Annotated in this window: 13 protein-coding genes; 6 read left to right on the forward strand and 7 right to left on the reverse strand. The window is 69.1% G+C overall.

Features of this window, described 5'->3' with window-relative positions; translation table 11 throughout:
• Nucleotides 1–32: 32 nt before the first annotated feature.
• The gene (locus EV644_RS28265; RefSeq protein ID WP_199240030.1) at nucleotides 33–1,646 is read right to left on the reverse strand and encodes an MFS transporter; all 1,614 of its coding nucleotides are present in this window, start codon (nucleotides 1,644–1,646) and stop codon (nucleotides 33–35) included.
• 103 nt (nucleotides 1,647–1,749) lie between these two features.
• Between EV644_RS28265 and EV644_RS47565 the strand changes: the two genes are divergently transcribed.
• On the forward strand, nucleotides 1,750–2,202 hold the full coding sequence (locus EV644_RS47565) for a MarR family winged helix-turn-helix transcriptional regulator (RefSeq protein ID WP_305000087.1): 453 nt from the start codon (nucleotides 1,750–1,752) through the stop codon (nucleotides 2,200–2,202).
• 39 nt (nucleotides 2,203–2,241) lie between these two features.
• Here the strand turns inward: EV644_RS47565 and EV644_RS28275 are convergent, their stop codons facing one another.
• Nucleotides 2,242–3,150, reverse strand: coding sequence for an oxidoreductase (locus EV644_RS28275; protein ID WP_132191991.1), 909 nt, complete (start codon nucleotides 3,148–3,150; stop codon nucleotides 2,242–2,244).
• 105 nt (nucleotides 3,151–3,255) lie between these two features.
• Between EV644_RS28275 and EV644_RS28280 the strand changes: the two genes are divergently transcribed.
• Entirely contained in the window at nucleotides 3,256–3,831 is a 576-nt protein-coding gene (locus EV644_RS28280) for a TetR/AcrR family transcriptional regulator (RefSeq protein WP_132191992.1), read from the forward strand.
• A gap of 32 nt (nucleotides 3,832–3,863) precedes the next feature.
• On the opposite strand, the gene EV644_RS28285 is transcribed toward EV644_RS28280, so the two are convergent.
• Complete coding sequence (locus EV644_RS28285) at nucleotides 3,864–5,201, reverse strand: NTP transferase domain-containing protein (RefSeq protein ID WP_132191993.1); 1,338 nt, start codon at nucleotides 5,199–5,201, stop codon at nucleotides 3,864–3,866.
• A 19-nt stretch (nucleotides 5,202–5,220) separates the two neighbouring features.
• Between EV644_RS28285 and EV644_RS47265 the strand changes: the two genes are divergently transcribed.
• Together EV644_RS47265 and EV644_RS28290 are read left to right on the forward strand one after the other, a co-directional pair.
• Nucleotides 5,221–5,355, forward strand: a complete 135-nt coding sequence (locus EV644_RS47265; protein ID WP_255511356.1) for a hypothetical protein — start codon at nucleotides 5,221–5,223, stop codon at nucleotides 5,353–5,355.
• Nucleotides 5,356–5,427: 72 nt separating this feature from the next.
• The gene (locus tag EV644_RS28290) at nucleotides 5,428–6,579 is read left to right on the forward strand and encodes a pyridoxal phosphate-dependent aminotransferase (RefSeq protein WP_132191994.1); all 1,152 of its coding nucleotides are present in this window, start codon (nucleotides 5,428–5,430) and stop codon (nucleotides 6,577–6,579) included.
• Between the two features lie 47 nt (nucleotides 6,580–6,626).
• On the opposite strand, the gene EV644_RS28295 is transcribed toward EV644_RS28290, so the two are convergent.
• Together EV644_RS28295 and EV644_RS28300 are read right to left on the reverse strand one after the other, a co-directional pair.
• Nucleotides 6,627–7,388, reverse strand: a complete 762-nt coding sequence (locus tag EV644_RS28295) for an SDR family NAD(P)-dependent oxidoreductase (RefSeq protein WP_132191995.1) — start codon at nucleotides 7,386–7,388, stop codon at nucleotides 6,627–6,629.
• A 94-nt stretch (nucleotides 7,389–7,482) separates the two neighbouring features.
• The gene (locus tag EV644_RS28300; protein WP_132191996.1) at nucleotides 7,483–8,403 is read right to left on the reverse strand and encodes a TIGR03620 family F420-dependent LLM class oxidoreductase; all 921 of its coding nucleotides are present in this window, start codon (nucleotides 8,401–8,403) and stop codon (nucleotides 7,483–7,485) included.
• A gap of 128 nt (nucleotides 8,404–8,531) precedes the next feature.
• On the opposite strand from EV644_RS28300, the gene EV644_RS28305 reads away from it, so the two are divergent.
• Nucleotides 8,532–9,146 (forward strand): TetR/AcrR family transcriptional regulator, encoded by a 615-nt coding sequence (locus EV644_RS28305; protein ID WP_132191997.1) that lies wholly within the window; start codon nucleotides 8,532–8,534, stop codon nucleotides 9,144–9,146.
• A gap of 44 nt (nucleotides 9,147–9,190) precedes the next feature.
• On the opposite strand, the gene EV644_RS28310 is transcribed toward EV644_RS28305, so the two are convergent.
• Nucleotides 9,191–9,544 (reverse strand): ArsC/Spx/MgsR family protein, encoded by a 354-nt coding sequence (locus tag EV644_RS28310; RefSeq protein ID WP_132191998.1) that lies wholly within the window; start codon nucleotides 9,542–9,544, stop codon nucleotides 9,191–9,193.
• Nucleotides 9,544–9,816, reverse strand: a complete 273-nt coding sequence (locus EV644_RS28315) for a hypothetical protein (protein ID WP_132191999.1) — start codon at nucleotides 9,814–9,816, stop codon at nucleotides 9,544–9,546. Before EV644_RS28315 ends, EV644_RS28310 begins: the two co-directional genes overlap by 1 nt.
• Nucleotides 9,817–10,556: 740 nt before the next feature.
• Between EV644_RS28315 and EV644_RS28320 the strand changes: the two genes are divergently transcribed.
• Nucleotides 10,557–11,015, forward strand: a complete 459-nt coding sequence (locus EV644_RS28320) for a GNAT family N-acetyltransferase (protein ID WP_132192000.1) — start codon at nucleotides 10,557–10,559, stop codon at nucleotides 11,013–11,015.
• Nucleotides 11,016–11,106 lie beyond the last annotated feature (91 nt).

Genomic DNA, 11,106 nt, shown 5'->3' on the forward strand with positions numbered 1-11,106 from the left:
GCCGTGGCCGGCCCGCTGGCCGGCTCCCTCAATCAGGCGACATCTGGCGCCGAAGCCTCCTGTACGGGCGCGGCGGGCATAGGTACGGGCGCGCCAGTGGCCGACGCGGCAGCGGCGGGTGCCGTGGTGGCGGGTGCTGCGGATTCAGAGCGATTGGTGCGGAAGGCCCAAGCCAGGGCGACGGCGCCGAGGAGGGCGCAGGCTGCTGCGACCGTTGCGGCGATGTGCATGGACTGGATGAACGCGTCGTTCGCCGACTGGACGAGATCGGGCCGGCCGATGGCGGCCGCAGTACGGCGGGTTGCCTCGGCGGATCCGGCTGCTGTTTCGCGTACCGCGGCAGGCAGGTCGTCGAGTGATGAGGCGATCTTGTGCTGGTAGACGTTGGACAGGATCGTGCCCAGTAGAGCGACACCGAGCACGCTGCCGACCTGCCGGATCGCGTTGTTCACGGCGGATCCGGCGCCGATGCGGTCCATTGGGAGGGCACCGATGACAGCCGCTGTGGTGGGTGCGACTGCCGCGCCGATCGCGGTGCCCGCGATCCCGCCGACTACGCAGAACCAGATCAGCGATGTGTCGACGGCGAAGGTGATGTTGAGAGCGTGGCAGAGCGCGAACGCGGCCAGCGCAGTACCGGCTACAACAGCGACCCCGAAGCGACGGGCAAGTCGGGCGCCGAGCGGTGCGCCGACAACGACGCCGACCGCGCCGGGGAGGGAGAGCAACCCGGCGTGCAGGGCGGTCATGCCGCGGGCGCCCTGGAGGTAGAACGTGAGGTAGAAGCTCTGCCCGGTCACGGTGAGGAACAGCGCGGCGAGCGCGAAGTTGCCGGCGGCGAAGCGGCGGTTGCGGAACAGCCTGGGATCGAAGCTCGGCTGGTGTTCCCTCCATTCGGAGAAGAGAAATCCGGCGACCAGCAGTACGCCGACGGCGATGCTGCCCCAGACCTGCCAGCGGCCCCAGCCACCGCGCTGACCGCCTTCGATCAGCCCGTACGCGACACCGAGAAGGCCGAGCGTCGACAGGCCGAGACCGAGTGGATCCAGCCGGCGGCGTTGCGGACTGCGGGGATTGGGTACCACCAGCGCGGTACCGATCAGGCCGGCTGCCACCAACGGCAGGTTGATGAGGAAGACCGAACCCCACCAGAAATGGTCGATCAGTACGCCGCCGAGAACCGGGCCGGTGGCGACGCCGATCCCGGCCGACGCCGACCAGGCGGCGATCGCTCCGGCGCGGCGCTCCGGCGGGAAGGTCCAGCCGATGATGGCCATCGAGGTCGGCATGATCATGGCGCCGCCGATGCCCATCAGCGCGCGGGCGAGGATGAGCGAGACCGGGCCGTCCGCCCAGGCGGCCCAGGCCGAGGACGCTCCGAAGACGGTCATGCCCGTCATGAGCACGGTGCGGTGGCCGTACCGGTCGCCGAGCGCGCCTGCGGCGAAGAGCGCCGTTGCGAAGAACAGTGAGTAGACGCCCACCGCCCATTGCAGCTGTCCGGGGGTGGCGCCGAGCCCGGTGACAGGGTCGGCGAGCCGTTCGAGGGCGATGCCCAGGACGGTGGCGTCGATCCAGATCAGGATCGCCGACACGACGAGGATCGAAAGGATGCGGCGTTGCCGCTGATGGTCGACAGGTGGCACGACCCACTCCTATGATTGACAGGTACCTGACGTATCGAGCCTGACATGACCGTCAGGAACCTGTCAATCTCCTTTTTCGGCCGCGCTGGGCAGAATGGGGTCTATGGATCACGTCGAAGAGATGGACGGCGGCTGCGTCACCTTCTTGGTGCGGCACGCCTGGCTGAGCATGCGCTCGGCCGCTGCCGCCGCCCTGGCCGAGCACGGGCTCTCCGTCCAGCAGTACGGCACGCTGCTGCTGCTCGCCGAGAAGCCGGGCTGCACGATCGCCGAACTGGCGAGAAAGGTCGGCACCGCCCGGCAGTCGGCGAACGAGCTGATCACCGGGATGGAACGCGCAGGCCTGCTCGAACGCCGCGCCAACCCGACCGACCGCCGGTCCCAGCAGCTCTACCTGACCGACGCCGGCCAGCGGCGCCTCGCCGACGCCACCCCCGCCGTCCGCGCGGTCGAGCGCGACCTGGAAGCCAGCTTCACCCCTGCCGACCGCGCCACCGCCCGCGCCTGGCTGGAACGCATGGTCAACAGCGAAACCCCAGCCGAAGACCCCGCCTGACCTGCGTCGGCCTGACCCGCCTCTCCCAACTCTGAACACTCACCGGCTCTTCGCCAAGGCGTCGTACCGCACGTCCGTGAGTTGTTCAGATACCTCCCACAGCCGCCGTTGACTCGCGGCATCGTGTGACCGGGGCGTCGACTCGAGCCGCGTCGGATACCCCTTGAACTCGAACCGACCATTCGGCCCGTAGTACTCGCCGCCCAGCACCCCCGGGTCGACTGCCGCGTACAGGATCGACAGCGCCCCGATCTCCACCGGATGGGTGATCGGGCGGGCAAGTCCCCACGACGCGCCGCGGAACAGGAACGGCAGGTTCCGGTTGAGTTCCGTGCGTGCGCCGCCCGGGTGAGCAGCGAGGGCCACGGTCGTTGCACCAGCCACCGCGAGCCGGCGTTGCAACTCGTAGGTGAAGAGGAGATTCGCCAGCTTCGACTGGGCATAGGCCGCGGAGCGCCGGTACCGCCGTTCCGACTGGAGATCGTCGAAGTCGATGCGCCCCTGGCGGTGCGCAGGACTGGCGACGGTGACGATCCGCGAGCCGTCGACTGGCAGCAGTCGCTCCAGCAACAGCCCGGTCAGGGCGAAATGACCCAGGTGATTAGTGCCGAACTGGAGCTCGAACCCGTCAACCGTCGTACTGCGCGGCGACCGCATCACGCCGGCGTTGTTGATCAGGACATCGATGCGATCGTGCTCCGCACACACCTGCCTCGCGGCATCGCGGACCGACGCCAGCGAGGCGAGATCGAGAGCGACCACGCTCACCCGCGCGGCCGGCGTCACGGCCCGGATGTGCTCCCGAACCGCCGCGCCCTTGGCGGCGTCACGGCACCCCAGTACTACGGTCGCGCCCGCCGCGGCCATAACGATCGCGGTCTGGCGGCCTACCCCGGCACTCGCTCCCGTGATGAACACAGTGCGGCCTGACTGATCAGCTATCGCCATCGAACCCTCCTGTTACTATCCGGGATGTGTATCCCGGATATGACGATACGGGACGGGCATCCCGTTTAGCAACGGTCCGATACAGCGTCCGAGTACGGGGGATCGATGGCTGAGCCGGGCAGGGCGTTGCGAGCCGATGGACAGCGGAACCGCACCCGGGTGGTGGAAGTCGCCGAAGCCGCGTTCGCGACACAGGGATTGGCTGTCCCGATCTCAGAGATCGCCCGACGCGCGGAGGTCAGCACCGGCACGGTCTCGCGTCACTTCCCGACCAAGGCCGCTCTCATCGAGGCGGTCCTTCTCACTGTGCTCGAGCGACTAGCCGTCGAGGCACGGGCTCTGGTGGTCGCCGACGACCCCGGCCACGCGTTCTTCAGCTTCTTCAAGCGGCTGGTCCTCGAGGGCACGGCCAACAAGGCCCTGTTCGACACCCTGGCCGCGGCCGGCCCCGACAGCGACCTCAAGAGCGCCGTGGCATCGGCAGGCACAGACCTGACGGCAGCCCTCGGGCACCTCCTGGTCCGCGCTCAACAGACCGGCGACGCCCGCCCCGACATCACCGTCGACGACCTGTCGGCCATTCTCGTAGGCGCCCTCGCCATGCAGGCCCACACCAACACCGACATGCCCTCCCCCCGCCTGGCCGACCTAGCCGCCGACGCCCTCCGAACCCACCCCTGACGCCGCGCGCCGCCGCTGCTGATCAGAGCAGGTCATTCGCGCATGGCTCGCAGCAGCAGGTCGATACCTCGGACCACGTCGAGGTGGGCTGCGACGGCCACAGCGACCAGCCCCCACAGTGGCAGCCCGACGACAGCCGCGACCGCGAAGATGAGTAGCCGGAACTCACGGCGGAACAAGAGTCGTACGTCGGTGTCGCGGCCGACCGCGTGGACGTAAGACACCAGCAGGCAACCTGTTGCCGCGGCGAATCCCCAGGCCCAAGCGGTTCGCGTCGCGCCAGTGGCGAGGACGAGGGCCAGGACTACCGACAGGTCGGCATACCGGTCCAGGAGCGTGTCCAGGGTCGCGCCGCGCCGGGACGCCGTACCGCTGACACGAGCGATCTCGCCGTCGACACCATCCAGTGCCGAGCCGAGGACGACGCCAACGCCGCCGGCAACCATCAGCCAGGTGTTGCCGGTCGCCACCAGCCCGGCTGCCAGCAGGGTGGTGGCGAATGCCAGTGCGGTCGCGGCGTCAGGCGTGAGGCCGGTGGGCAACAGCAGACGGGTGAGCGGTCCGGAGATGCGGCGATTCACCACCCGGGCGATGACACCGTCGGTCGGCTTGGGTCCGTAGCGGCGCCACATGGACCGTTCCAGGGCCCGCACCGTTTCCGGCGTGTCCACATCGGCCCACAACCCGTTCACGTCACGGGACTGAACGGGGTGGCCCTGCGCCAGCAGTTCCTGCCGAAGCTCCAACCAGGACTCCGACGCACGGCCCGCCACCGCCAGCACGTCGCTCACCTCGACGACGGTCAGGCCCGCGTCTACCGCGTCGTACTCGTCCAGGTCGGGCCCTAGGGAGGCGACGCACCCGTCGTCTCGCAGCAGGATCCTGTTCGGGCGGGCCCCGCTCAGGCCACCGAACCGTCGATCGACGTCGCGGTCCACGGCCGCTACGTTGCCACCGGTCGTCCGGACCAGCCGCCGGACATCCTCCGCCTCGAACACGTGGTCACCCATCACCACCAGACAGCGTCGGTCGCCGACCGCGCTGAGGCCGGCCAGCACCGAGGAGGCAGTGCCGTGCTGCCAGTCCGCGTTCGTCACCACCTCCACCGGCAGGTTCCGAGCCTGGATCGCGGCGATGACATCTTCTGCGCGGTAACCGACCACGACGACGATTCGCTCGACCCCGGCCTGGCGCAACACCTTGCTGCAGCGCTCCAGCAGGCTGATGCCGCCTACCCGGCGCAATGCCTTCGGGTGGGTGGACCGCATGCGAAGTCCTCGTCCGGCGGCAAGTAGCAGCGCCACGCGCACTGCCGGTACAGTCCCACTCTCTTCGGTCATGGGCGGCCTCCCTCGAGTCTCATGATGCATGGAACGGCCGGTATCGAAAGTGCCAGACTGCGTCCGCCAGGACGAAACGACTGCTTCGGATGGTCAGCGGCGGGGAATGTCCGGCCGGATCGAGCACACCGGCAGGTCGTTCCTCGACTCGACGTACAACGCGTTCCTGTTCGTGGTCGACTGACGGTGAAGGACGACTACGCGCTGACGAACGTGGTGGCTGCGGGCACCGGGATGCCGGGTTAGGGTCGGAGCCATGCGCGAACACGCTCAGCGGCTGCAGGGTCTCGGCACCACCATCTTCGCGGAGATGTCCGCGCTCGCGGTCCGCACGGGCTCGGTGAATCTCGGCCAGGGGTTCCCCGACACCGACGGCCCGGACTCCCTGCTCGAGGACGCGATCTCGGCCATCCGGTCCGGCGCGAACCAGTACCCGCCGGGTCGCGGCATCCCCGCCCTCCGGCAGGCGATCGTCGACCACCAGAAGCGGTTCTACGGGCTCGAGTACGACCCGGACACGCAGGTCCTGGTCACCACCGGCGCCACCGAGGCGATCGCCGCCGCCCTGCTCGCGTACGTCGAACCGGGTGACGAGGTGATCGCCCTCGAGCCGTACTACGACTCGTACGCGGCGTGCATCGCGATGGCAGGTGGCCACCGCGTGCCGGTCACCCTGCGCGCGCCCGACTTCCGCCTCGACCTCGACGAACTCCGGGCCGCGGTCACCCCGCGCACGAAGGTGCTGCTGATCAACTCACCGCACAACCCGACCGGCACGGTGCTCACCGACGAGGAACTCCGTGGGGTCGCCGCCGTCGCCATCGAGCACGACCTGGTCGTCATCACCGACGAGGTCTACGAGCACCTCATCTACGACGGACTCGAGCACCGCCCGCTCACGTCGTACGACGGGATGGCCGAGCGCACGATCTCCATCGGCAGTGCGGGCAAGACCTTCTCCGTCACCGGCTGGAAGATCGGCTGGGTCACCGGGACTCCCGAGGTGGTGACTGCGGTCAACACCTCCAAGCAGTTCCTCACCTACGTCTCGGGCGCACCCTTCCAGCCGGCCGTCGCCGGCGCCCTTGCCCTAGGCAACGAATACTTCGACGAGCTGCGCGGTACGATGCAGGCCAAGCGCGACCTGCTCTGCGACGGCCTGGAATCCCTCGGCTTCGGCGTCCACCGCCCCCAGGGCACCTACTTCGTCACCACCGACGTCCGTCCCCTCGGCTACACCGACGGCGTCGAGTTCTGCCGCATGCTGCCCGAGAAGACCGGCGTGGTGGCCATCCCCCACCAGGTCTTCTACGACAACGTGGACGCCGGCCGCCCCCTGGTCCGCTGGGCCTTCTGCAAGCAACCCCACATCCTCGAGGAAGCCCTCACCCGCCTCACCAAGCTCTGAGGTCCGGCGGGGGTGCCGATGGAATCTCCTCCACCGGCACCCTGCGCTCAGATCTGGCTGCTGCCGCCGTCGACGAAGATCTCGCCGCCGGTCATGAAGCTGCTCTGGTCGGAGGCGAGGAACAGGACGGCGTTGGCGATCTCGTCGGGCTCCCCGAGACGCCCGAGCGGCACCCCGGCGGCCATCGCCCCCAGGACCGCCCCGACCTGCTCTGGGTCCGGTACGAGTCCGGCGAGACCCGGCGTGTTCGTGGAGCCGGGGATGACGGTGTTCACCCGGATCCCGCGCGGCGCCAACTCGGCTGCCCAGGTCCGGCCGAAGGACCGGATGGCGGCCTTCGTTGCGGAGTACACGCTGAAGGCCGGGGTGCCATCGGTGGCGGCGGTGGAGCCGGCCAGGACGATCGCGGCGCCCTCGTTCAGCAGCGGAAGCGCCTTCTGTACGGTGAAGAGCGTGCCGCGGACGTTGATGCCGAAGGTGCGGTCGAAGTCGTCGGGAGTGATCGCCTCCAGCGGCACGAAGCCACCGCCTCCCGCGTTCGCGTAGACGATGTCGAGGCCGCGGCCGAACTGCGCGATGGAGCCGTAGAGCGCGTCGAGGTCGTCCAGGTTCGCGACGTCACCCGTGACGCCCGTGACCCGGTCACCGGCGACGGCCGCGATCTCGGCCACCGCGGCATCGAGTTCGGGCTTGCGGCGACCGGTGATGAAGACGTGTGCGCCTTCGGTCGCGAGCCGCCGCGCGGCCGCCAGGCCGATACCGCTGGTGGCACCGGTGACGAGTGCGACCTTGTTGTCCAGCTGTCCCATGAGGGGGATCCTTTCGATGGTGCCGGCCGGGAACGGCCGGAAGCTCAGGTGAAGTGGGTGTCAGGTGAGGTGGATGTGAGGTGGGGTGGAGAGGTCAGGTGAGGTCGGCGGAGAGGTCCGCCAGTCGCCGCCAGCCCGCCAGGGGAAGGCCGTCGCCACCCGGTGACGGCAGGCCGTTGTCGGCCGGTGCGGTGGGAAGTACCTGTACGGCGACGTGGTCGGCCCCGGCGTCAAGGTGCTCGCGGAGTCGCCGGCCGATGGCCTCGTCATCTCCCCAGGCGACCAGCGCGTCGATCAGCCGGTCGCTGCCGCCCGGAACGAGATCGCTGTCGGTGAAGCCGAGCCGCCGAAGATTGTTGCGGTAGGCATCGAACCCGACGAACATCCCGAGCTGGTCGCGGGCGACCGCGCGAGCCTGCTCGGCATCCGCGCTGAACACGACCGCCTGATGTGGCGCGATGATCGCGTCGCTTCCCAGCCGGTCGCGCATCCTCGCGGTGTAGTCCGGGTTCACCAGGAACGGATGGATCCCCGCGGTGCGTTCTGCTGCGAGCTGCGCCATCCGAGGACCGAGTGCCCCGAGCAGCAGACGCTCCCGAGCGATCGGGCTCTGCTCCTGAGCCAGCTCATCGAGGTACTCGCTGACGGCACCGACCGGACTGGTGTACGTCCGACCCACCGCCGCGGCCGCGTTGCGGTCACTCACCCCGAGGCCGACGATTGTCCGCGGCCCGTGACGGAGGTCCAGCTCCTGCACCCGGGCCGACAAGACCGAGGCTTCCTGTCGCCAGATGCCGAGGACACCGAGCACGACGTACGTCTTGGGCGATGCAGTCAGCAGCTCGTCGGTGTCGTCGAAGACTCCGCGGCCGTCGAGCCCCGGAATCCACAGGGCGGTAATGCCCCGGTCGGCGAGTTCGGCCGCCGCCTCGGCGACGCCCGGCCGCCCGGCATTGCGCAGTTCCATGCTCCAGACGCCGACCCGCCCCAAGGTCCGCTCAGCACTGCTGCTCATGATCCGCCTCCTCAGTTTCATACCGTTCGGTTAGAAACTAAAAACTAGCAGCGGTTGAGGGTTCACGCAAATTTTTGAACCGAGCGGTTAAGAACTGCTATTCTCGGCCGTGAGCCAGGAGGTGGCAGATGCCGGGAGGACGACCGCGCACGTTCGACGAGGAGGAGGCACTCGAGCGCGCCGTCGAGGTGTTCTGGCGGCAGGGCTACGAGGGCACGTCGATCACCGACCTGACGACCGCGATGGGCGTCAACAAACCAAGCCTGTACTCCGTGTACGGCGGCAAGGCAGACCTCTTCCGCCGGGTGATCGCGCACTACGCCGAGCACGAGATGGCCTACGCGCGGGCAGCCCTCGAGGAACCCACCGCGCTCCTCGTCGTCCAGCGGTTCCTGCGCGACAACGTGACTGCCGTGACCCTCGACGACAAACCGAACGGGTGCCTGTCGATCCAGGGCGGCCTGTCCTGCAGTGCCGAGAACCAGGACGTCGCGCAGTTCCTGGCGGCCAGCCGGCTCGCCGGGGAGAAGGCATTCGCCGACCGGTTCCGCCTGGCTATCGAGCAGCAGGACCTACCAGCCGATGCCGACCCTGACGCGCTGGCCCGCTTCTTGATGGTGGTGTCCGAAGGTCATGCCGTCCACGCGGCAGCCGGCGTACCGCGCGAGGCCCTGCTGCAGTCCGCCGCCATCGCCGAACAGGCCTTCAAAGCCATGACCAGCCAGCCGGCTGCCCGGTTCTGACACCTTTCTCCGTGCGGGTCCCTTGCTCCCTGAGGCGCGAGCGATCAGGGGCGGAGGAAGCGGGAGAGGGTTTCGGGGTCTCGGGCGATGGCGGTGGTGCCGTCGTCGGAGGTGATGATCGGGCGCTGGATGAGAATGGGATCGGCGACCAGGGCGGCGACCCAGTCCGCGCGGTGAGCCTCGTCGCGAGGGAGGTCGCGGAGGGCAGCGGCCGGCTTCTCGTTCATCCTGGCGATGTGCCAGGGGTCCAGGTTCAGGCGGGCCAGTACGTCGGTGAGCTCGTCGGCGGTCGGCGGGTCGTCGAGGTAGCGGCGGACCGTGTACGGAGTACCGGAGTCATCCAGGGCGGCGGTGGCGGCTCGGCACTTCGAGCAGGCCGGGTTGATCCAGATCTCCATCAGCGGCGGACTCCCAGGAACCAGGTTTTGGTGGGTCCCTGGAGCATCAGCGCCAGGAGGGTGACGTGGATCGCCAGGCCGAGGATGCTGCCGGGGAGGGCGGTCACCCCGCCCGCGATACCGAAGGTGGCGACGACCATCAGCAGATTCCGGGCCCAGTTCCGCCTTCTGCGCAGGAACACCGCCGGGAGGATGTAGGCCACCCCGCACAGCAGGAACACCACGAACAACCAGCCGGTGGCGTCCTTCGACCCCATCAACATCTCAGCCATCGGCGCCCCCGCCGAAGTCAGCGAGAACAACCCCCCAAGCACACAGAGCGCCCCAAGCCCCAAGGAAATCGCAGCCGCCACAGTCACCTGCTTGGGCACAGCCTCAGTCTCCGCCCGATACCCCCACGGACTCCCTTGCTGCGAGTGCCCCCGCCCTTCCTCCCCATGCGGCGAAGCTCCCTGCCCGCCGTACCGCGCGGGGTCCTGCCCGGGCTGCCCGCTGTATTGCGCGGGGTCCTGCCCGGGATACCCGCCTGGCGCCGTGGGGTCCTGCCCGGCGTCCCCGCCGTACCGCGTCGGGTCCTGGCCGGGCTGCCCGCCATAGGGCGTTGACCCCTGACCGGGCTTCCCGCCGGGCGCCGCGGGGTTCTGGCCGGGGGGACCCTGGGGTGGCGGGGGTGGTGAGCCGGGTGATTGGCCGGGCGAGCCGAAGACGCCTCGGTACGGTCCTGGGCGGTCGTCCCGCGGGGGCTCGTCACCCTGACCGCCGCCGTACTGCTCGTTCATCGCCCGACGAGTCCTTCCACCTAACCTCACCCCCGATCCTCGCAGATCCCCCCAACCCCCCAACCAACCCCCTGCCGCTCCCAAGACAGCCAACCCACGCCAACACCACCCGCCCAGCCCGCCTCAGGCCCACCCCACACCCAGCCGACCCGGTCGGCGCGCGAGTCGTGCGGGTGGCGGGTTGGTTGGTAATCGGGTTGCCTGGGGGGTGGGGGCGGGATCAGGCTGTCGGGGTGGATGGGGCTGGCGGGTGGGAGTTGCGGTCCGGGGTGGATGGCGGGCTCGAGGAGGAGATGACCGACCGGCTGGTCGAGTTCAACAAGAGCCGGTCAGAAATCGTGCGCAGGCGGTTCGAGCCGGAGAATCTGCGGTCCGAGCCTGTTCAGGTGTTCGCGGTGGGGGCAGACGGCGCGTTGGTCGGTGGTTGTGCGGCGCGGGTGGAGCGGGTGTGGCACTGGCTGACCATCGACACGATGTGGGTGGATCAGCAGGTTCGGGGGCGTGGGATCGGGCTCGAGTTGTTGCGGGCGGTCGAGGAGGAGGGCCGACGGCACGGGTGCCGGTGGGCGGAGGTCACGACCTTCGATTTCCAGGCTCCGGGGTTCTACCTCCGGGCCGGCTACGAGGAGTACGCCGTCAAGCACGACTACCCACCCGGCCACTCCAACCACTTCTTCAGGAAGAACCTCTAAGCCTCGATCCGTGGAGCCGCCTGGTTCAGCGGTCTGAGTTTGGGTGATTTGGGTGTTTCGGTGGGCGGGCAGCGTGGGTCTGCTGGTCTGC

The organism is Kribbella orskensis (genome assembly GCF_004342085.1).
Classification (GTDB): domain Bacteria; phylum Actinomycetota; class Actinomycetes; order Propionibacteriales; family Kribbellaceae; genus Kribbella; species Kribbella orskensis.

Bases quoted from the DNA above. Each gene is read 5' to 3' on its own strand.
- EV644_RS47565 (WP_305000087.1), top strand. From the start codon at position 1,750: ATGGATCACGTCGAAGAGATGGACGGCGGCTGCGTCACCTTCTTGGTG.
- EV644_RS28275 (WP_132191991.1), bottom strand. From the start codon at position 3,150: ATGGCGATAGCTGATCAGTCAGGCCGCACTGTGTTCATCACGGGAGCG.
- EV644_RS28280 (WP_132191992.1), top strand. From the start codon at position 3,256: ATGGCTGAGCCGGGCAGGGCGTTGCGAGCCGATGGACAGCGGAACCGC.
- EV644_RS28285 (WP_132191993.1), bottom strand. From the start codon at position 5,201: ATGCATCATGAGACTCGAGGGAGGCCGCCCATGACCGAAGAGAGTGGG.
- EV644_RS28290 (WP_132191994.1), top strand. From the start codon at position 5,428: ATGCGCGAACACGCTCAGCGGCTGCAGGGTCTCGGCACCACCATCTTC.
- EV644_RS28295 (WP_132191995.1), bottom strand. From the start codon at position 7,388: ATGGGACAGCTGGACAACAAGGTCGCACTCGTCACCGGTGCCACCAGC.
- EV644_RS28300 (WP_132191996.1), bottom strand. From the start codon at position 8,403: ATGAGCAGCAGTGCTGAGCGGACCTTGGGGCGGGTCGGCGTCTGGAGC.
- EV644_RS28305 (WP_132191997.1), top strand. From the start codon at position 8,532: ATGCCGGGAGGACGACCGCGCACGTTCGACGAGGAGGAGGCACTCGAG.
- EV644_RS28310 (WP_132191998.1), bottom strand. From the start codon at position 9,544: ATGGAGATCTGGATCAACCCGGCCTGCTCGAAGTGCCGAGCCGCCACC.
- EV644_RS28315 (WP_132191999.1), bottom strand. From the start codon at position 9,816: ATGGCTGAGATGTTGATGGGGTCGAAGGACGCCACCGGCTGGTTGTTC.